Origin of the sequence: Bradyrhizobium sp. sBnM-33, from assembly GCF_032917945.1 — a bacterium.
Classification (GTDB): Bacteria; Pseudomonadota; Alphaproteobacteria; order Rhizobiales; family Xanthobacteraceae; genus Bradyrhizobium.
Genome location: NZ_CP136624.1, coordinates 3995384 through 4014158 on the forward strand (window position 1 = coordinate 3995384; position 18775 = coordinate 4014158).

Below are 18775 nucleotides of genomic sequence, written 5' to 3' on the forward strand. Positions count from 1 at the left end.
TGGTAGACACCAGTATGGTCTCAGGATCCGGCATGCGCGTGGCCTTTGCGCTCCAGTCCTGCGGATAGCTTTGAATTGTTGAAGGCGCAATGAGGCTGGCAGCTGCTATGACCTCGATCGCACCTGGACCTTGCGCTGAGCAAGGTCACCGGTCTGACCCGGTGGCGTCATGCTCCTCTCCAAGAGTTGGCCAACGGACTATATGTCCGTTCCGCTGCGTGTCGTCTCGATCATATAACCGGGGCGCCAATGCCTGCGAAGTGGGGAGCAAATGCTCCGCGACTCCGGCAGGTGCAGCATGCGAAATGCTGCGGCAGATGTTGGCTGGTGTCAAGCCGTCCCAAACGCAAGTCGCTCGGCCGGTTCCCGGGAACTGGGTCAAGCCTTTGTCTGACGATAGTCACATAGGTCGGGATCGTGGGTCATCGCCCAGTAATCCACGAACCGCCATGGCATCGCCGAAAAAACTCGACCTCGCTTGTTGCGGTAGTAGGTGGTCATGCCGGGATGCGTCCAGATCAATTGCTCGTGCTCGGCATCCACTTTCTTGATGTACTGATCGTGCGCTTCCGGACGAACGTCGATCGCAGCGATGCCTTGCTCGATCATTTCGACGAGGCAGGCGGAGATGTAGCGGCTCTGGCATTCAGACTGGAAGATCACGCTGCCGCCATGCGCCGGGCCTGAATTGGGTCCAAGCATCACGAAGAGATTGGGAAAGTCCGGCACGGTGAGGCCAAGATAGGCGGTCGGGTTGTCGTTGGCCCAGGCCGACTTCAGATTTTTTCCATCGCGCCCTGTGATGTTGAGGCGAGCGGCCATTTCCGTGACTTTGAAACCGGTGGAAATGACGATGATGTCTGCGGGCCGCAACTTGCCGTCGGAGGCGACAATGCCGTCGCGCGCGAAATGGTCGATCCTGTCGGTGACCAATTCGACATTCGGCTTCGTCAGCGTCTTGAACCAGTTGTTGTCGAGCAGGATGCGCTTGCCGTAGGGCGGGTAGGTCGGCACACATTTCTCGATTAGGTCTGGACGGTCCTTCAATTCGGACAGGATGAAATTGGTCAGCTCTTCACGATGCCGGTCATTGCCTTTGTTGACGGCGCGCTCGGGATGCGGCCAGTCGGGGTCCTTGCGCAGGAACGGCAGCAGGCCGTCGCCGTAGCGCCAGAACATGTTGAAGCGGTACCACTGCACATAGAATGGAAGATGCGCGAGCAGCCACTGCGCGCCCTCGGTGATCGGATCGGAATAACCCGCCACGGGGCGCGCCCATTGCGCGGTACGCTGATAAACGGTGACCGACGCCACACGGTCCGCGATCGACGGCACCAGTTGCATGGCGGTGGCGCCGGTGCCGATGACGGCGACGCGCTTGCCGTCGAGCTTGATGTCGTCGGACCACACCGCGGAGTGCAGCATCACTCCCCTGAAATCCTCCTCGCCCTTGAAGTGCGCAGGGTGGGGGTCGTTGAGTTGACCGATCGCGCTGACCAGCGTGGTGGATTCAAATATCTCTTCGCCATTGGCGGTCTTCAACGTCGATATCCAGCGCCGCTTGCTCTCGTCCCAGCGCGATGATGTCAGCTCCGTGTTGAGGCGAAGATGCTTTCGAATGTCGTATTCGAGCGCAACCTTCTTGAGGTAATCGAGCAATTCCTGGCGTTGGGCGAAATAGCGCGTCCACGGATTACGCGGACCGAATGAGAACGAGTACGAATGGTTGGGCGTATCGACGCCGCACCCCGGATAGCGATTGACGTACCAAGTGCCGCCGAGCTCGTCGTTCTTCTCGACGATGGTGTAGGGGATGCCGAGCCGGCCAAGGGCAACACCCAGCGCGATGGCGCAGACACCGGCGCCGACGATCAGCACATGCTGCTGCGCGAGCTTTTCGTTCGGAGGTTGCTTAGTCCAGCGCGCCTCCCGGGGAATGAAGCCCATTTCCTCGCGCATCAGCGGCGCATATTCAGGGGCGACGTCTTCGCCCAGCGTCGTGCGCATCATCTTCAGCATCAATTCATTGCCGGGATCGGTGATGACGGGCTTCGGTTCACCGTTTGCGAACAGCTTCAAGACGGCGGCACGGATCTCGGCCTGGATTTCCGGTGGCATGCCGGCTTGCGGATCCGGAATCAGGCGGACGTCGCGCTTGGGCTTGCAGGGAGGCTCCAGCCAACGCTCGTCGCCGGTCATATGCACCAGGACCATCAACAGGACGCGGATATCGCCCTCGGCGATGGCCGATGACAGATCGAGTTTCTTGCGCGGCAGCTCGATATTCATGCTGGTGTCCTCGTTTACGCGCCTGGTGCTTCGGGCAAGCCGCCATAGGCGGCCCAGGTGGTACCGGCGATATAGCCGGCGTCGACAGGGAGGTTGATTCCGGTGATGCCGCTGCTCAGCGGCGACAGCAGCCACGCGATGGCCTGTGCGACCTCGACTGGCTCGACCAGCCGGTTCATCGCGGTCGGGCTTTCGAGCCATTTCTTGTTCAGCGCACCCGAAGCGATGCCGGCTTCCAGCGCCGCCGTCCGCGTGAAACCGGGCGAGACTGCATTAACGCGGACACCACTGCGGCCCCACTCGGCAGCCAGCGTCTGCGTGATCTGGATGACGCCGGCCTTCGCGGCCGTGTAGGCGTGGATCGGGCCTGAGGTCATGCCGGCAACGGAGGCGACATTGACGATCGCGCCGCGCCGGCGCTCGGCCATCTTCACGCCGACGCTGCGGGCTACCAGAAAGGTGCCGCGTAGGTCGATATTGACCTCGCGATCCCATTGTTCCATCCGCACGCGTTCGATTTTGTGCATCTTGCCGAACACGCCGGCGGCGTTGACGAGACCTGTGATCGGGCCGTGGGCGGTTTCGATACCAGCGATGCCGCTGACGACAGCGCTTTCGTTCGCGACGTCGAAGGGCGCGGGCCACAGGATGGTTTGCGTTTCCGCGAGCGGTTCGGGCGCAATATCGACAATAACGACCTTTTGGCCTTGAGCGGCGAGAAGCGTTGCCGTTGCAGCGCCAATGCCGCGGCTGCCGCCGGTGACGAGAACGATGCCTTCAGCGGTCATGGCTGTTGCCTTTATCCGGTGTGAACAGCCCGCGCGTGACCAGCTTTCGGTAAGCGGAGATGACATGCTCGGGCGCCGCCGTTACCGCGCCGCCGGAATAGGAGTAACGTCGGCTCAGATAGCCGCGTGCACCCATGAACATGTGAACGATGGCTTCGAACTCCTCGTCGCTGAAATCCACGATCGCGCCAGCAGTGCGGGCGCGCTTGAGGATGCGGACGTAGGCGGTCGCGATATTATCGAGATGCTTCTGGTAGCCGACGGGTGCAAAATATTCGGCCTCATTGAGGATGCGCAGGAACTCCGGAACCTCGCGGATGAAATCGAAAAAGGCGCTGAAGCGCTCGATCTCCTGCCTTGCGGCATCTGCGGTCCCCGTGCGCTCGCGGATGAAGTGGACCATGTCGATGCCGATCTTCGGCAGCAATTGATCAAGCAGTTCCTGGCGGTTCTCGAAGTGATTGTAGAACGTGCCTTGGGCCACGCCGGCTGCCTCGGTGATGCGGGCAACGGAAGCCTCGGCGTAACCGTACTTGCCGACGATCTTGGTGGCGGCATCGAATAATCTGCGCTTGGTCCACGCGTTGCGCTCGACGCGGTTGAGTTTTGTCACTTTGCCCGATGCAGCTTGCGATGATTGCGTCATGCGTGAGTTTCCAGTTCGGCGCGCAGCACGCGCTTGAGAACCTTGCCTGAGGGGTTGCGCGGCAGGCTGTCGTGGATGATGAGTTGTTTCGGTACCTTGAAGCCGGCGAGGCGCGCGCGGCAATATTCGATGAGATTAGGCAATTCCAGCGTGGCGCCATCCGTGAGCACAACGACGGCAACCGGCTTTTCGCCCCAGCGTTCGTCCGGCATGCCGATGACCGCGACCTCGCGCACCTGCGGCAATTCGTAGATGACGCGCTCGACCTCGGAGGAGGCGATGTTCTCGCCGCCGGAGATGATCATGTCCTTCTTGCGGTCGGTCAGATAGAGGAAGCCGTCGTCGTCGAGATACCCGATGTCGCCGGTGCGAAACCAGTCGCCAAAGAAGGCGGACGCGGTTTTCTCGGGATCTTTCCAGTAGCCCTGCGTGACCTTGGGGCCGCGGAGACAGATCTCGCCGTTCTGGCCTGATGGCAGCCGGTTGCCAGCGTCATCGCGAATTTCGATTTCGACATGGGCAACGGCGCGGCCGGTCGAGCCGATCTTTTCGATCTCGCGGCCGGCTTCCATGAAGGTGTCGCCGCCGCAGGTCTCCGTCAGCCCATAGGCGTCGATATAGCGGGCGTTCTTGAAATAATCGGAGAAGGCGCGGATGCGCGCTTCCGGGGTTCTCTCGCCGCCGCCGATCGCCCATCGCAGGCTGGAGACATCGTAGCGGTCGCGGGTCGGGCAGGTGAGGATCGCGGTCGTCATGACCGGTGCAAACCAGGCGGCGTTGAGCTTCTCGGCCTCGATCGCGGCGAGCGCCTGCTCCGGCTCGAAGTTGCGGTGGATAGATAGCAGGCCGCCACGCCAGAGCACCGCAATCCCGGGCAAATCGAGCGCGCCGACATGGTAGAGCGGACCGACCACCAGCAATCGCGTTTCCGCATTCAGCCCCAGTACAACCGTCTGATCGGCCGACTTCCAGTACATGTTCTCGTAAGTGAGCATCACGCCCTTGGGGCGATCCGTCGTGCCTGACGTGTACATCAGCCGCATCAGGTCGCGGGCCTGCCTCACGTGCATGGGGGCGAGCGCGATATCAGGCGCAAGCCGTGTGGCCGTGGATTGCGCTGACGCATCGAGCAGCACCACCGGTACACCCCCTGCGGCGATGCCCGCGAGTTCTTCATCTGCGATCAGGATGCGCGCACCGGAATTGCCCACGATGTAACCGACATCGTCGGCGGATAGCCGATAGTTGATCGGCAGAAACACTGCGCCGATGTGGCTGGTCGCAAACACCAGTTCGAGAAACGCCGTGCTGTTCTTCATCAGCACCGCAACGACGTCGCCGGGACCAATGCCACGCCCGGCGAGCCAGCCGCCGACCCGCCGGATGCGGTCGTCGAACTCGGCGTAGGAGACATCCTCGCCGCGGTATTTCAGCGCACAGCGATCCGGCGTCCGCCTGGCATGAAAAGCGATGAAGCTGGATAGGTTGATCATTACCGCTCGAAAAGGGCAGTTCCGGCCCGTCCTCTCCCTAGATGAATTGTGAGTCGTAATTCATATTTGGCTTGACGTCACCCCCCTCGCTCTGAAATCCTCAGGCGATACGGAGACGTCACGATCTCCGGGAGGGATTTGGGAACGCCAACCCCACAGGGAGGAAGCAATGACGAGAACCCGCAAACCGGGCATGAGCCGACGCGCGACGTTGGCGATGATGGGCGCCGGTGCCGCAACGTTCGCGATGCCCTGGGTGGCGCGCGCGCAAGCCAAGACGATCAAGATCGGTATGCCGACCATTCTCTCTGGGCGCGTCGCGCAGCTCGGAACCTCGTCGCGCAATGCGGTGATGCTGGAGATCGAAAAGGTCAATGCTGCCGGCGGACTGGCCGGCCGAACGATCGAAATGGTGATCCGCGATTCCAAGGGGCAGCCACAGGAAGCCGCCCGCGTGGCGCGCGAACTCGTCAATACTGATGGATGCGAAATCCTGATCGATGCGGAAGCATCGTCCGGCGCATTCGCGGTGCACGAGGTGGCGCGCGATCTCGGCGTGCTCTGCCTTCACACCAATTCGGAAACTTCCGCGCTGACCGCCGATCCCAAGCAGCACATTCCAAACGCGTTCCGCACCGCGCGCCAGGGCGTGCATGATTCGATCGTTGGCGGCAGCTATGCTGCGGCGATTGCGAAAGCCAAGGGCCTGAAGAAATGGGCGACCTGTTCGCCCGACTACGCCTATGGCCGCGATACCACCGGCGAATACGTGACGTATCTGAAGCGCTTCGCGCCCGACATCGAGATCATCAGCGAGTCCTGGCCAAAGCTGTTCCAGCCTGATTACACCGAGGTCGTAACAAAGATCCTGCAGGCCAAGCCGCAGGCGCTGTATTCCTGCCTGTGGGGCGGCGATCTCACGTCCTACATCGACCAAGCCAACATCTACGCGCTGTTCAGTCAGATGGAAGTGTTTGCAGTCAACATGGCCGACTACACTGCGCTGACTGTCGTGAAGAACCTGCCGAAGGGCATTCACTCCGGTAACCGTTACATCAAGACATATCCTGCAACCCCGGAGAACGCCGCGTGGGGCGACGCCTACAAGGCGAAATACAACGAGTATCCCACCAACTGGTCCTGGGAGAATGCCACCGCGATCATGCTGCTCGCCGAAGCATCGAAGAAGGCGAATTCGGCCGATGGCAAGAAGATTGCGGAGGCGCTCCGCGGTCTCAAGATCAAGTCGCCCTTCGGCGCTGACGGCACCGTCACCATGCGCGCCGAGGACCAGACCTTGGTCGGCTATGCGATCGGCTGGGGAACCACGATCCCACAGGAGCCTTATGTGCCGCAGGTTCAGGCGGGCGACTGGAAAACGATCTTCGAACTCGAAGCCGAGTGGAAGAAGAGCAAGGGCTACACCTGATTGACCGCGAAGGCGGAGGTAGCGCAAGCTGCCTCCCGGTCGCCGCCGAATGATTTTCGCGTGCTGTTCCGGCGCGCTGGAATGGATGTATTCCCTTGGACCTTGACGCGCTTACCGGCTGTCTCGCCAGCTCCGCCTGTCTGGTGACGCAAACCACCAGCGGCTTTATCATCGGCATGTTGCTGTTTCTCGTCGCCGTTGGGCTGACGCTGATCTTCGGCGTGCTGAAGGTCGTCAACTTCAGCCACGGCGCCTTCTACATGTTCGGCGCCTATTTCGCCATGACGGCCTATCAGCTTTCCGGCAGTTTTGCGCTGGCGATGCTGTGCGGCGCGGCGGGTACCGCCATCCTCGGTCTAATCTTCGAACGCGTCTTCATGAGCCGGGTCTACGGCGCTGACGTGCTGATGCAGCTTCTCGTCTGCTACGCCTTCGTGCTGATCTTTGATGACGTGGTGCGGATGATCTGGGGGCCCGAATTCAAATCGATGGGCATGCCGGCGGCGTTCCAGGTGGCGCCGTTGTTCATCGCCGGCGGCGTGGTGCCACCATACTATCTGCTCTTGATCGGTGTCGCGCTCGCGGCCGCCATGATCCTCGGGCTCGGTCTTGCCCGCACCAGGATCGGCAAGGTAATCCGGGCTGCCGCGCACAATCCAGGCATGGTATCCGCGCTCGGCATCAACACTGGCCTGATCTATGGTGGCGTGTTCGCGCTTGGCGGCATGCTGGCGGGACTTGCTGGCGCGCTCGCCGCGCCGGTGCGGTCGCTGACGCCAGGCATGGGATTTTCGGTGCTGATCGAATCCTTCATCGTCACCGTGATCGGAGGGATGGGTTCGATCCTGGGCGCGCTGATCGGTGCGATTCTGATCGGCATGATCCGCTCGTTCGGTTCACTCGGCTTCCCGCTGTTTACCGAAGGGCTGATGTACCTCTTCATGGTGATCGTGTTGGTGTCGCGGCCGACCGGCCTCTTCGGCAAGGAGGTCGCATGACCGAATTGCAGGCCGAGCAGGGCGCGCCGGCACTGGATGTCGCCCACGCGCAGCCAAAGACGCGGCGTAACCGGGATCTCCTGATCGCGCTTGCAGTCTTTATCGTGCTTGCCCTGTTGCCGGCGGTCTTCGGCAGCAAAGTGCTGCTCGACTTCGTGATCCGCTGCGCCGCCTACGGGCTGTTCGCGACATCACTCAACCTTCTGGTCGGTTACACCGGCCTGATCTCGTTTGGCCATGGCATGTTCTTCGGCCTTGGCGCCTACGGCTTCGGGTTGATGATGCAGAAGACCGGTGTTGCCGTCCCGGTGGCTTTCGTTGCAACACTGGCGATCACATTTTTCGTAGCCCTCGTCATTGGTGCCATCTGCGTGCGGCTGAAGGAAATCTATTTCGCCTTTGTAACACTGGCGTTCCAGATGCTGATCCATTCGACAATCCTCTCCTGGGTATCGCTGACCGGCGGCGATCAGGGATTGCGTGGTGGCATTCCGCGGCCGTCGTTCCTGGGCATTGATCTATCGAACCAACTGCATCTCTATGTTACAAGCTGCGCGCTGTTGGTGATCGGATTGTTCTTGATGCACCGGATCGCGCAATCGCCGTTCGGCTACACGCTGCGCATGATCCGCGACAACGCCATGCGTGCGAGCTTCATCGGCATCGACGTCTGGCGTGCCAAGTTGACGATCTTCGTGCTTGCGGCGCTGTTCGCCTCGACCGGCGGGATCATCATGGCGCTATTCGTCTCCGGGGCCTATCCGGAATTCGCCTATTGGACCATTTCGGGTGAGGGCATCTTCATAAACATGCTCGGCGGCGTGACCACATTCCTCGGGCCGATGGTCGGCACCGTGCTGCTACTGATCCTCAATGACACCGTCACCCGCCTGACCGATTATCACGGACTCGTGCTGGGGATTGTGATCCTGTTCTTTGCGATCGGGCTACGGAAGGGCCTGATGGATTTTGCGGTCGAATGGTACGGGCAACGCCGTAACGGTGCTGGGGAGCGCGGCTAGCTATGCTGGAGATACGCTCCCTTTCCAAATCGTTTGGCGGCGTCAAGGCGACGGACAATGTGACGCTCGATTTCGCCGATGGTTCGCTCACCGCCGTGATCGGCCCTAACGGCGCCGGCAAGAGTACTTTCTTCAACCTGATCACCGGCGCGCTGAAGCCGGATTCCGGCCAGATCCTGCTCAACGGCATCGATCTCGCCGGGCGCTCGCCTCCGGAAATCGTTCGGCATGGAATAGGCCGCGCCTTTCAGGTTGCGAGCATCTTCCCATCATTGACGGTGCAGGAGACGATGCTGGCGGCCGTCTGTGCCGATCAGGGCAGGGCCAGCATCCTGCACCGGCGCTTCCCGCTGGCGGAGACCCGCGACCGCGCCGAGCATGCGATGGAATTGCTGGGCTTGGCCAGCAAGCGGAACCGCACCGCAGCGACGCTGTCGCATGGTGACCAGAAGCTGCTCGATATCGCACTCGCTCTGGTGCTCGACCCGAAGGTGCTGCTGCTCGACGAGCCGACTGCTGGCATGGGCACCGAAGAGCGCTGGCGGATGATCGACAAGGTGAGGGAGCTCTGGGACAAGCAGAAGATCACGGTGGTGTTCATCGAGCACGACATGGATATCGTGTTCAAGATCGCGCCCGAGATCGTCGTGCTCTGCTACGGCCGCATTCTTGCAACAGGCAAGGCGGATGCTATTCGCCGCAACGAGGCGGTGATCGAGGCCTATCTCGGCACCGAACATCACGCCGGAGCCCTCGCATGAGTGCGCAACCGATCGTGCAGGTCGAGGACCTCGACGTCTATTACGGCACCAGCCAGATCTTGTTCGGCGTCGGCCTGTCGGTGCGGCAGGGCGAGACGATGGCGCTGCTCGGCCGCAACGGCGCCGGCAAGTCGACCACCATGAAAGCGATCATGGGGCTCGTTCCGGCCCGCCGCGGCACCGTCACCTTGCAGGGCAGGGTTGTCTCCGGGCTGAAGCCGCATCACATCGCGCGCGCCGGGCTCGGCTTCGTGCCCGAGGATCGCCAGATCTTTCCCGAACACACCGTCGAGGATAATCTGGTCATCGGGGCCAAGAAGGGGCCGAATGGCGAGGACGAATGGCCGATCCGGCGCATCTATGACATATTTCCGCTGTTGGAGCCGTTGCGTTACCGGATCGCGGGAAGGCTGTCCGGCGGCGAACAGCAGATGCTGGCGATTGCGCGCACGTTGATGGGCAATCCGGCGCTGCTGCTGCTGGACGAGCCGAGCGAGGGCCTGGCGCCGATAATCGTGCAGCGGATTGGCGAGTTGCTTCGGCAACTCCGCGGCACCGGAGCGACGGTGCTGATCGCCGAGCAGAACATGCATTTTTGCCTTGGCCTTGCGACCCACGCGACGGTTATCGACAAGGGCCAGATCGTCTACACATCCGGGATCGAAGAGCTGAAAGCCAACGAAAATATTCGTCAGCGCTACCTCGCGCTGTAGCTTTCCGCCCGCCGGGGACGAGATGGCCATGGAACGTAAGACATCGCCGACGCATGAGGCGCCGTATCGCGGCCTGCGTGTGCTGGATTTCGGGCAGGGCATTGCCTCGCCCTATTGCGCGATGCTGCTGGGCGTCTACGGGGCTGACGTCATTAAGGTGGAGCCGCCCGAGGGTGATTGGTCGCGCTTCCTCGGAACCACCTATGGAGGCCACACCACGCTGTCGGCGGTCTATAATCGCGGCAAGCGCAGCCTTTGCCTGGACATGAAGCACAAGGAAGGAATTGCAGTCGCCCGAGCGCTGGCGAGAGATTGTGACGTGCTGATCGAAGGCTTTCGGCCGGGCGTCGCCGCGCGGCTCGGCATTGGTTACGAGGAGTTGTCGCGCGGCAACCCGGGGCTGATCTATCTCTCGGTCAGCGCGTTCGGGCAGAGCGGTCCCTATTCGAAGCGGCCGGGCTCTGATTCCGTGGCGCAGGCGTTTTCCGGCCTGGTGTCGATCAATGTCGGGAACGACGGCACCCCGCCCCGGGTCGGTACCACGATCTCCGACGTCGTGACCGGCGTCTACGCCTCCCAGGCGATCGCGACGACGCTGTTCGCGCGCGCAACTGTCGGCACCGGGCGCTTGATCGACGTCAACCTCTGCCAATCGACATCGGCGCTGCTGGGCCACAAGGTCGCCGAATATATTCTGGAGGGCGGTGCGCCGCGCGCGCTTAACGTGCCGGCGGGCTCGTATCAGACGGCCGACGGCTGGATGATGGTCACGCTGGTAAACGAGCCGCAATACAAGCGGCTGTGCGCGGCGATCGGCCGCGAGGATCTTGCCAGCGATCCGCGCTTTGACGATTTTGCGCGCCGTGCGGATTTCGTGGATGCGCTGATTCCGCAGTTGCGGGAGGTGTTTCTGGCACAGCCGACGGATGCCTGGCTTGCCCGGCTGCACGCCGCCGATCTCATTGCTGAGCGGATCCTCAATCCCGGAGAATGGCTGCGCAATGCGCATGTCGAGGCGACAAGGGCGGCGGTCTGCCAGCAGACGCCGGGCGTGGGGCCGGTGTACTCACCGCGGACGCCAGGGATTGCGAGCTTCTCCGAGGATGACTTGCGCCCTGCACCTGATATAGGCCAGGACAGTTACGAGGTACTGCTGGAAGCTGGCTTCGAGCGCAGCGCCATCGACGATCTGGTTGAGGCCGGCGCGGTGCGCCAGGCGAAGGGAGGCACGGCATGAATACCGATCTCGTTCGTTATTCCATCTCGGGCAATATTGCCGAGATCATGCTGGATCGCCCGCCGGTCAATGCGCTCAGCATGGATCTGATCGATGCGTTGCTGGCGGCGCTTTCGAAGGCGAGAGATGACGAAGCGGTGCGCGCCGTCATCATCGGTAGCGCGCACAAAGTGTTTTGTGCCGGGCTTGATCTGGATATCGTTCGCGGCAAGCCGGGGATCGAGACCAAGAAATTCCTTGAACGGTTGTATTTCGCGCTCAACGATACCCAGTATCGCATGGGCAAGCCGACCATCGCTGCGATAGACGGCGCAGTTCGCGCCGGCGGCATGACGATTGCGATTTCCTGCGACATGATCATTGCGGGCGAAGGCTGTACCTTCGGCTATCCCGAGATCGACGTTGGCCTGATCCCGGCCATTCACTTCGTGCAACTGCCGCGGCTGGTCGGCAAGCACCAGGCTTTCGGACCGCTGTTCCTCGGCGAGCCCTTTGATGCCACGACGGCGTTTCGCATGGGATTGCTGAGTGAGGTCGTTCCGAAGGGAACCGCGTTGGATCGGGCACGGGAGATCGCGCGCAAGCTCGCTGCCAAATCACCTATCGTCATGAAGATCGGGCGCGATGCTTTCATGCGGGCGGTCGACGCCGATTTCCGCCGCTCGGTCGAAAATGCCGCCGAGAGCTTTGCACTCGTTGCAACGACGGAGGACTGTCAGGAAGGGTTGAATGCGTTCGTCGAGAAGCGAACGCCGAGCTACAGGGGGCGCTGATGGCTGGATTGTATTTCGAGGAGTTTGAGGTCGGCCGCGAATTCCATCACGAGTTCAGCCGCACGGTGACCGAGATGGACAACACGCTGTTCAGTCTCCTAACCATGAACCCGCAGCCGCTGCACATTGACGCGCATTTCGCCGAGAATACCGAATTCGGCCAGCGGCTGTTCAACAGCATCTATACGCTTGGCATCATGATCGGCATGAGCGTCTACGATACGACGCTCGGCACCACGATCGGCAACCTCGGCATGACCGACGTCAAGTTTCCACAGCCGGTATTTCACGGCGATACGCTCAAGGCGCACACCAAAATCATTTCCAAGCGCGAGAGCAAGTCGCGGCCGAACCAGGGCATTGTCGAGTTTGAGCATACCATGACCAATCAGCGCGGCGAGGTGGTGGCGAGTTGCCGCCGGACCGGCCTGATGCATTGTAAACCGAAGGCGTGAAGCTATGCGATCGTTCCTGTTCGTTCCCGGCGATAGCCTGCGCAAGTTCGAAAGCGCGAAGAAGACGGCGGCCGACGCGCTGATCCTCGACCTCGAGGATTCGATTGCGCCGGAGGAGAAGGTCGGTGCGCGGCGAATGGTGCGCGAGATGCTCGACGCCCGGAATCCGAACCAGAAGATGCATGTCCGCGTCAACGCGCTCGATACCGACTTGACGCTTGGCGATCTTGCGGCCGTCATGCCGGGCCGCCCTGACGGCATTGTGCTGCCGAAATGCGCCGGCGCTGCCGACGTGAACCGTCTCTCGCTCTATCTCGATGCTTTCGAGGCAGCCGCCGGGATTGAACAGGGATCGACGAGGATCGTCACCGTGGCGACGGAGACCGCGAGGGCCGTGCTCAAGCTGTTCGATTTCGAGAACATGAGCCCGCGGCTGTGGGGCATGATGTGGGGCGCCGAGGATCTCGCGGCATCGCTCGGTGCGTCGCGAAACCGGACCGGCGGCCGCTTTCATGGTCCGTTCCTTTTGGCGCGCGATCTCTGCCTGATCAGCGCGGCCGCAGCCGGCGTGGTTGCGATCGATACCATCGCGACCGACATCAACGACCTCGACGCGCTGCGAGAAGAGGCGATCGCTGCGCGGCAGGATGGCTTCCTTGCCAAGGCGGTGATCCATCCCAAGCACGTCGATGTTGTCAATGCCGCCTTCATGCCGACGGATGAGGAAATCGCCTGGTCGGAGAAGGTGGTGAACGCGTTCAACGACAATCCGACGTCAGGCGTCGTGAAGATCGACGGCAAGATGATCGACAAGCCGCATCTGCGCGCCGCGGAGAAGATTTTGGCGCTGCGAGGACGTTAGCGCGCTCATTCGGGCCGCGATTGAGTACATTGACACCCTAATCCGATCGGCTGCAAATGCAGCCAATCAACAGGCTTCAAAGGACAACACCATGGTTGACGCGCTGATCATCGACGCATGCAGGACGCCGCGGGGCATCGGCAAGGCCGGGAAAGGCGCCCTGTCGGGCATTCATCCCCAGCAGCTCGGCGCTACGGTCTTGCGCGCGCTGGCTGATCGCACCGGCATCAATACCGCAGACGTCGACGACATCATCTGGGGCACCAGTTCGCAACGCGGCCAGCAGAGCGGCGATCTCGGCCGGATGTCGGCGCTCGATGCCGGCTATGACGTCCGTGCCAGCGCGGTGACGCTGGACCGGTTCTGCGGGTCCGGCATCACCAGCGTCAACATGGCGGCGAGCTCGATCATGGCTGGCGCGGAGGACCTCGTGATCGCTGGCGGCACCGAGATGATGTCGATGGAGGGACGTCGCGGCGAGGGGCCGTTCATGATGGACAATGGCAATCTCCGCCTGCGCGCCCGGCATCCGCAATCGCATCAGGGCGTCTGTGCCGACGCGGTGGCGACGCTGGAAGGCATCACGCGGCAGGACGTCGATGAGCTCGGCCTCGAAAGCCAGAAACGGGCGGCAGCCGCCATCAAGGGCGGGCATTTCGACAAGAGCCTTGTGCCTGTTTATCGCGAGGACGGCAGTCTTGCGCTGGATCGCGAGGAGTATCCGCGGCCGCAAACGACGCTCGAGGGTCTGGCCGGGTTGAAGCCTGCCTTTCCGGCGGTGGCGGACTATCCGCTCGACGACAAGGGCACCACTTATCGCAAGCTCATTCTGGACAAATATCCCGACCTCGACATCAATTTCGTGCATCATGCCGGCAATTCCTCTGGCGTCGTCGACGGCTCGGCGGCGATCCTGCTGGCGTCGCCGAGTTACGCCAAAGCCCACGGCCTGAAGCCGCGCGCCCGCGTGGTCGCGATGGCGAATATGGGAGACTCTCCGACGCTGATGCTGAATGCACCGGTGCCGGCCGCCCGCAAGGTGCTGGCCAAGGCAGGCCTCACGCTCGACGATATCGACCTGTTTGAAATCAATGAAGCCTTTGCAGTGGTCGCCGAAAAGTTCATCCGGGATCTCAAGCTTGATCGTGAGAAGGTCAATGTCAATGGCGGCTCGATCGCGCTCGGTCATCCCATCGGTGCAACCGGCTCGATCCTGATCGGCACCGTGCTCGACGAGCTGGAGCGGCGCGATCTTAAGCGCGGGCTCGTGACGATGTGTGCCGCCGGCGGCATGGCCCCGGCCATCATCATCGAGCGCGTCTGACGGACTTCAGGCAGCCGGAAACTGCAGTTCGAACGCGACGCCCTTGTCGGACGGCAAAAGCCGGATCGAGCCGCCGTGGCTGGTCATGATAGCCTGGACGATAGAGAGTCCCATTCCCGTGCCGCCGGTGTCGCGGCGCGTGGTGAAGAAAGCGTCGAAGATCTTCTCCCGGTTCGCTTCGGATATCGGGTCACCATCATTGCTGACTACCATCCTGACGGATCCGTTTTCCTCAGCCGCTTCGAGCCGCACGGCCTTGGCGTTATGACGGATGGCGTTGTCGGTCAGATGCGACAACACGATCAGTGCGTTTTCGCTGGACATGCCGATCGAGCGGTCCAGGCATCCCGTTGCGTCGATCGCGCGTGTCGGAAACCGGCTCTTCAATCCGCCGATGACCTGCGAAAGCTCGGTCTGCTCATTCTGCGGCGCGGCCTCGGCACGCGCCAGTTCGCGTAAGCGCTGAGTCATGACTTCGAGGCGCCCAGTGTCCCCCACAATGTTCGATATGAAATTCTTCTGCTCCATCCGGGTGAGGGTGTCTGTCTTGCTTTCCAGGGAATCCAGCAGGAGTTCGGCGGCGCCCTTGATCGATGTCAGCGGCGACTTCAACTCGTGGGTAAGGTGCGCCGAGAAGGTTGCGATGTAATCCGACCGCCGCGACAATTGTTCGGCCATGTCGAGGAAGCTGTGCGACAACTGGGCGAACTCGCGTGTGCCATAATGGGCGAGGGGCCGAAATGCATCGCGATCGCCACGGCTGATGCGCGCGGCGCGATCGACCAGCTCGCGCATTGGGCGGGTGATGGTTCGGGAGAAAACCAAGCCGATAACGATCGTCGCGAAAATAACCGCAAGTGCCGCCAGAATGAACTTGCCGCGCTCTTGATAGAGATGATCGAAGATGTTGCTCGGCGTCCTCGACGTATAGATCACGCCTGCGACGCGGTTGTTGACGATGACAGGCATTGCCGAGAACACGTGGACGCCGACGCCGCGGCTGATCGAGTAGATCGGAGGAGGAGGCTTGTCGGGTTTGCGAATCCGCAGCGCCGCCCGGTATTGTCCCTTGAGCGCTGTCGCTATCTCCTTGATATGGGCCAGCGATTGGCCCACCTCCTCGCGCCCGGCAATCACGACGCCGCGGGAATCGAGGATGCGGAAGCCGGCCAGCGTGACTTTCTGGGTTTCCCGGATGATCGGCGTCAGCCGCGAGCCGATCTCGACATAGGGTTGCGATGCGGGCGCGCTTGCCGGGAGTGCGTCAGGCCGCCGCCGAAGCAGGTCGGCGCCGGCGGCGAGATCGAGCGCGGGCCGGATCGGCGTAAGCTGGTCTTCCCGGCCCATGCGCGCCTCGGGCGGAATTTCGGCGCCGAGCGCAATGCCTGCGGTAAGGCGGCTCTCCACTTCTCGCGCATAGACCGCCGCCAGCACCCGGCTTTGCGCGATCAGCTCGGCCTGTGTTTGGTGAATAAGCTGATTGTCATAGAGGCGGAAGAAGAATAGTCCGACCAGGGGCAGTGTCGCCGCGGCGGCGAGCGCGGCAAAAATGACCTGTCCTACGGACGGTCGCCATTTTTCAGCCTTGTGAGGCATCATGCCTGGAGCTCGCATCGCCCGAGCTTGAAGCCGACGCCGTGAATGGTTTCGATGACGTTGTCGCAGCTCACGGCGGACAGCTTGGCGCGGATATTGCGGATGTGGCTGTCGATGGTGCGATCGGACACCTGGATGTTGAGCTGATAGGCGGCGCTCATGATCTGCTCGCGGCTGAAAACGAGCGTCGGCCGTGTCAGGAATGCCCTGAGGATTCCAAACTCGATGGCCGTCAGACGCAGCGGCTTGCCCGCAAACTCGGCAATATGCTGGCCGGGATCGACGAACAACTTGCCTTGCGACAGCGTGGCAGTGGACGCCTTTGCGTCTTGCCCGCGCGAGGTGATGCGGCGCAGGATGACGTTTACCCTCGCAACGAGTTCGCGCGGGCTGAAGGGCTTGGTGACATAGTCGTCACCGCCGATCTCCAGGCCCAATACGCGATCGATCTCGTCGTCGCGCGCGGAGAGAAACAGGATCGGAACATCTGAGGTTTTTCTGATTTCACGGCAGACGTCCAGGCCGTCGAATTCCGGCATGCCGATATCCAGAATGATCAGATCCGGCCTGTCGGCGGCAAAGCGGGTCAACGCCTCCTTGCCGTCGCGCGCTTCAAAGACGGTCATTCCGGCCTTCTTTAGTGCAACACGGATGACCTCGCGAATATGAAGGTCATCGTCAACGATGAGAATGCGGTGCGTCAAACGTCTCTCCCGGCGCAATCGGCTTGCAGTCGTACTAACCTGTGGTCGAACTCTTCGGTTGGGCTTCCAGGGCACGCTGGAGGCGCCAGCTTCGAAAACCCCAGGAGCGCCAGGAAGCGGTCTCTTTCGCCTGCTGTTCTACAAGGCAACCACGGCGGGAAACAAGGGCCGGATCGAACCCGCGAAGGGCGATGGCCCGGTCGATGGCAGGCAATGCCTGCGGCCCGAGGGATAGCAGATAGTTCATATCGATCCACACTCCTTTGCCGCCGGCTTCGCGGCTATGGCTGACATTATAGTCGGCGATGATCGCCGCAAAATTCGCCAGCGAACAGACGTAGAGCGTTATCGTCAGGGTGATGAGATTGGCGCGGATCAGCCAATCGTTCGAGCGGTTCAGAACGATGCGGGCGACGATGAGCACGAGTCCCAACGCGACCAGCACCATCCATATGAAAGCCGCGACGCGCCACCAGGTCAGCAGGTAGATTTGAACATAGAGATCGAGGCGCAAGATCGACGACATCACCAGCAGAATATTCTGCGCCACCCATAGATAGACCAGCGGCCGAATCACTTTTGATTGCTCGGCCGGCCCACCTGGTCTCATCGCGACCAGAACGAAGCCTCCCGCCAGAAGCGCGGTAACGATGAGGGGATAGGCGCCTCGATGGGCGTAGGAGGCGTAGCTGATATCGGTGGGCAAGGCCACGTTGCCCCAGAGATAGATCGCATCGAGGATGGTTTGAACGGCGAACAACAAGTTGAACAGGACCAGCGAACGCAGGATCGTCGCGACGCCGAAAAACTCCATCCGGTCCGATCGCCGCGTCTGGTCCAGAACCGCCGCTTCCACCCAGGCGGACGAAACCGCCATCCTGCTGCGCCACCAGACATGAATGAAGGGCCATATGATCGACAGCGCCACAGCCCAGAACAATATCCGACCCAGGCTCAGATAAGAGGCGGCGTCGCCCGGGTTCATGAGACGGATCCACTTCTCGAGCAATGGATTTGCCGAGACCAGCAGAAGAACGAAGATGCCGCCGAGGGCCACGGGAATGAACCAGATCGTAAGACCGGTCTTCAGTGTCGGCAGATTGAACAAGCCGATGGCATCCCGAAAGAACCTGAAGGGGCCGACCAGAAACAGATCGCATAGCGCCGCCGCCTGCTCACCGAGCTTATTCCTTTGCGGATTGGTGGTCAGCAACAGACCAACCCCGAGCGCCAGAGTCATGAAGGCCAGAGAAGCTGCGTTGAATTCCTCGATAGCAGGTACAAGTCCGGCCAACACGAGCACGCCGGCCAGCAGCATCCGATTTTTGTTCAACGTTGCGAAATTGGCGACGAGTGAGCCCAGAGCCAGTGCGAGCGCAAAGACGACCGCAGAAATTCCGATTTGTTGGCCGTAGAACAACCAGTCGGCCAAGGCCGCCAGCGCCAAAGCAATCGCGGGTTTGACCGGGAGCGGGCTCGCCTGAGCGGAGCCAGCATCGGATGCCGGCGTGGTGAGATCGGTCATTATTGCGCTACCTGTCTGGAGAGGAAAATTGCAAACCAGCGCCGTCGCGGGTCGCTCGCATAGCCACCACCCGTCGTTAGCTAGTCTTGTGGGAACAGGCATCGATAACCGCCGCTGAGTTGCAAGACGGACTATCTGGCGCAGTTGTGCAATTGGCTGG

General features: G+C 61.6%; 17 protein-coding genes. 10 read left to right on the forward strand and 7 right to left on the reverse strand.

The window, feature by feature from the left end; translation table 11 throughout:
• Positions 1-378 precede the first annotated feature (378 nt).
• Genes RX328_RS18230 through RX328_RS18245 form a run of 4 tightly spaced genes read right to left on the reverse strand, consistent with a single transcriptional unit; the run spans position 379 to position 5216 of the window.
• Positions 379-2289 (reverse strand): flavin-containing monooxygenase, encoded by a 1911-nt coding sequence (locus RX328_RS18230; RefSeq protein ID WP_213255209.1) that lies wholly within the window; start codon positions 2287-2289, stop codon positions 379-381.
• A 14-nt stretch (positions 2290-2303) separates the two neighbouring features.
• A complete protein-coding gene (locus tag RX328_RS18235; RefSeq protein WP_213255212.1) occupies positions 2304-3077 on the reverse strand; it encodes an SDR family NAD(P)-dependent oxidoreductase in 774 nt (257 codons plus the stop codon).
• Complete coding sequence (locus RX328_RS18240) at positions 3067-3723, reverse strand: TetR/AcrR family transcriptional regulator (RefSeq protein ID WP_213255214.1); 657 nt, start codon at positions 3721-3723, stop codon at positions 3067-3069. The genes RX328_RS18235 and RX328_RS18240 overlap by 11 nt, the downstream gene beginning before the upstream one ends.
• Positions 3720-5216 carry an AMP-binding protein gene (locus RX328_RS18245; protein ID WP_213255216.1) on the reverse strand — a complete coding sequence of 499 codons (1497 nt, stop codon included), beginning with the start codon at positions 5214-5216 and terminating at the stop codon, positions 3720-3722. The genes RX328_RS18240 and RX328_RS18245 overlap by 4 nt, the downstream gene beginning before the upstream one ends.
• A 169-nt stretch (positions 5217-5385) precedes the next feature.
• On the opposite strand from RX328_RS18245, the gene RX328_RS18250 reads away from it, so the two are divergent.
• From RX328_RS18250 to RX328_RS18295, 10 genes are all read left to right on the forward strand, one after another.
• Entirely contained in the window at positions 5386-6645 is a 1260-nt protein-coding gene (locus tag RX328_RS18250) for an ABC transporter substrate-binding protein (protein WP_213255219.1), read from the forward strand.
• A 95-nt stretch (positions 6646-6740) separates the two neighbouring features.
• Complete coding sequence (locus tag RX328_RS18255; protein WP_213255222.1) at positions 6741-7643, forward strand: branched-chain amino acid ABC transporter permease; 903 nt, start codon at positions 6741-6743, stop codon at positions 7641-7643.
• A complete protein-coding gene (locus RX328_RS18260; RefSeq protein ID WP_213255224.1) occupies positions 7640-8665 on the forward strand; it encodes a branched-chain amino acid ABC transporter permease in 1026 nt (341 codons plus the stop codon). Before RX328_RS18255 ends, RX328_RS18260 begins: the two co-directional genes overlap by 4 nt.
• 2 nt (positions 8666-8667) lie before the next feature.
• A complete protein-coding gene (locus RX328_RS18265; protein ID WP_213255226.1) occupies positions 8668-9426 on the forward strand; it encodes an ABC transporter ATP-binding protein in 759 nt (252 codons plus the stop codon).
• Positions 9423-10139 (forward strand): ABC transporter ATP-binding protein, encoded by a 717-nt coding sequence (locus RX328_RS18270; protein WP_213255229.1) that lies wholly within the window; start codon positions 9423-9425, stop codon positions 10137-10139. Before RX328_RS18265 ends, RX328_RS18270 begins: the two co-directional genes overlap by 4 nt.
• Positions 10140-10167: 28 nt before the next feature.
• The gene (locus RX328_RS18275; RefSeq protein ID WP_213255232.1) at positions 10168-11376 is read left to right on the forward strand and encodes a CaiB/BaiF CoA transferase family protein; all 1209 of its coding nucleotides are present in this window, start codon (positions 10168-10170) and stop codon (positions 11374-11376) included.
• Positions 11373-12149, forward strand: a complete 777-nt coding sequence (locus RX328_RS18280; RefSeq protein WP_213255235.1) for an enoyl-CoA hydratase/isomerase family protein — start codon at positions 11373-11375, stop codon at positions 12147-12149. Before RX328_RS18275 ends, RX328_RS18280 begins: the two co-directional genes overlap by 4 nt.
• Positions 12149-12604 carry a MaoC family dehydratase gene (locus RX328_RS18285; RefSeq protein WP_213255236.1) on the forward strand — a complete coding sequence of 152 codons (456 nt, stop codon included), beginning with the start codon at positions 12149-12151 and terminating at the stop codon, positions 12602-12604. The genes RX328_RS18280 and RX328_RS18285 overlap by 1 nt, the downstream gene beginning before the upstream one ends.
• Before the next feature lie 4 nt (positions 12605-12608).
• Positions 12609-13466: an HpcH/HpaI aldolase/citrate lyase family protein gene (locus RX328_RS18290; RefSeq protein ID WP_213255240.1), complete on the forward strand. Its 858-nt coding sequence runs from the start codon at positions 12609-12611 to the stop codon at positions 13464-13466.
• A 91-nt stretch (positions 13467-13557) separates the two neighbouring features.
• On the forward strand, positions 13558-14790 hold the full coding sequence (locus tag RX328_RS18295) for an acetyl-CoA C-acetyltransferase (RefSeq protein WP_213255243.1): 1233 nt from the start codon (positions 13558-13560) through the stop codon (positions 14788-14790).
• 6 nt (positions 14791-14796) lie between these two features.
• Here RX328_RS18295 and RX328_RS18300 read toward each other — a convergent pair whose 3' ends face one another.
• From RX328_RS18300 to RX328_RS18310, 3 genes are read right to left on the reverse strand one after another with little or no spacing between them, the layout of a single operon-like run.
• Positions 14797-16386: an ATP-binding protein gene (locus RX328_RS18300; RefSeq protein ID WP_213255295.1), complete on the reverse strand. Its 1590-nt coding sequence runs from the start codon at positions 16384-16386 to the stop codon at positions 14797-14799.
• The gene (locus tag RX328_RS18305; RefSeq protein ID WP_213255246.1) at positions 16386-17090 is read right to left on the reverse strand and encodes a response regulator transcription factor; all 705 of its coding nucleotides are present in this window, start codon (positions 17088-17090) and stop codon (positions 16386-16388) included. Before RX328_RS18305 ends, RX328_RS18300 begins: the two co-directional genes overlap by 1 nt.
• Before the next feature lie 34 nt (positions 17091-17124).
• Positions 17125-18615 (reverse strand): DUF4173 domain-containing protein, encoded by a 1491-nt coding sequence (locus RX328_RS18310; protein WP_213255248.1) that lies wholly within the window; start codon positions 18613-18615, stop codon positions 17125-17127.
• Between the last annotated feature and the right edge of the window lie 160 nt (positions 18616-18775).

Excerpts from the sequence above, each read along its gene's own strand:
- RX328_RS18265 (WP_213255226.1), top strand. The coding sequence starts at position 8,668 with ATGCTGGAGATACGCTCCCTTTCCAAATCGTTTGGCGGCGTCAAGGCG.
- RX328_RS18245 (WP_213255216.1), bottom strand. The coding sequence starts at position 5,216 with ATGATCAACCTATCCAGCTTCATCGCTTTTCATGCCAGGCGGACGCCG.
- RX328_RS18280 (WP_213255235.1), top strand. The coding sequence starts at position 11,373 with ATGAATACCGATCTCGTTCGTTATTCCATCTCGGGCAATATTGCCGAG.
- RX328_RS18235 (WP_213255212.1), bottom strand. The coding sequence starts at position 3,077 with ATGACCGCTGAAGGCATCGTTCTCGTCACCGGCGGCAGCCGCGGCATT.
- RX328_RS18270 (WP_213255229.1), top strand. The coding sequence starts at position 9,423 with ATGAGTGCGCAACCGATCGTGCAGGTCGAGGACCTCGACGTCTATTAC.
- RX328_RS18275 (WP_213255232.1), top strand. The coding sequence starts at position 10,168 with ATGGAACGTAAGACATCGCCGACGCATGAGGCGCCGTATCGCGGCCTG.
- RX328_RS18250 (WP_213255219.1), top strand. The coding sequence starts at position 5,386 with ATGACGAGAACCCGCAAACCGGGCATGAGCCGACGCGCGACGTTGGCG.
- RX328_RS18290 (WP_213255240.1), top strand. The coding sequence starts at position 12,609 with ATGCGATCGTTCCTGTTCGTTCCCGGCGATAGCCTGCGCAAGTTCGAA.
- RX328_RS18260 (WP_213255224.1), top strand. The coding sequence starts at position 7,640 with ATGACCGAATTGCAGGCCGAGCAGGGCGCGCCGGCACTGGATGTCGCC.
- RX328_RS18240 (WP_213255214.1), bottom strand. The coding sequence starts at position 3,723 with ATGACGCAATCATCGCAAGCTGCATCGGGCAAAGTGACAAAACTCAAC.
- RX328_RS18310 (WP_213255248.1), bottom strand. The coding sequence starts at position 18,615 with ATGACCGATCTCACCACGCCGGCATCCGATGCTGGCTCCGCTCAGGCG.
- RX328_RS18300 (WP_213255295.1), bottom strand. The coding sequence starts at position 16,386 with ATGCCTCACAAGGCTGAAAAATGGCGACCGTCCGTAGGACAGGTCATT.
- RX328_RS18295 (WP_213255243.1), top strand. The coding sequence starts at position 13,558 with ATGGTTGACGCGCTGATCATCGACGCATGCAGGACGCCGCGGGGCATC.
- RX328_RS18285 (WP_213255236.1), top strand. The coding sequence starts at position 12,149 with ATGGCTGGATTGTATTTCGAGGAGTTTGAGGTCGGCCGCGAATTCCAT.
- RX328_RS18230 (WP_213255209.1), bottom strand. The coding sequence starts at position 2,289 with ATGAATATCGAGCTGCCGCGCAAGAAACTCGATCTGTCATCGGCCATC.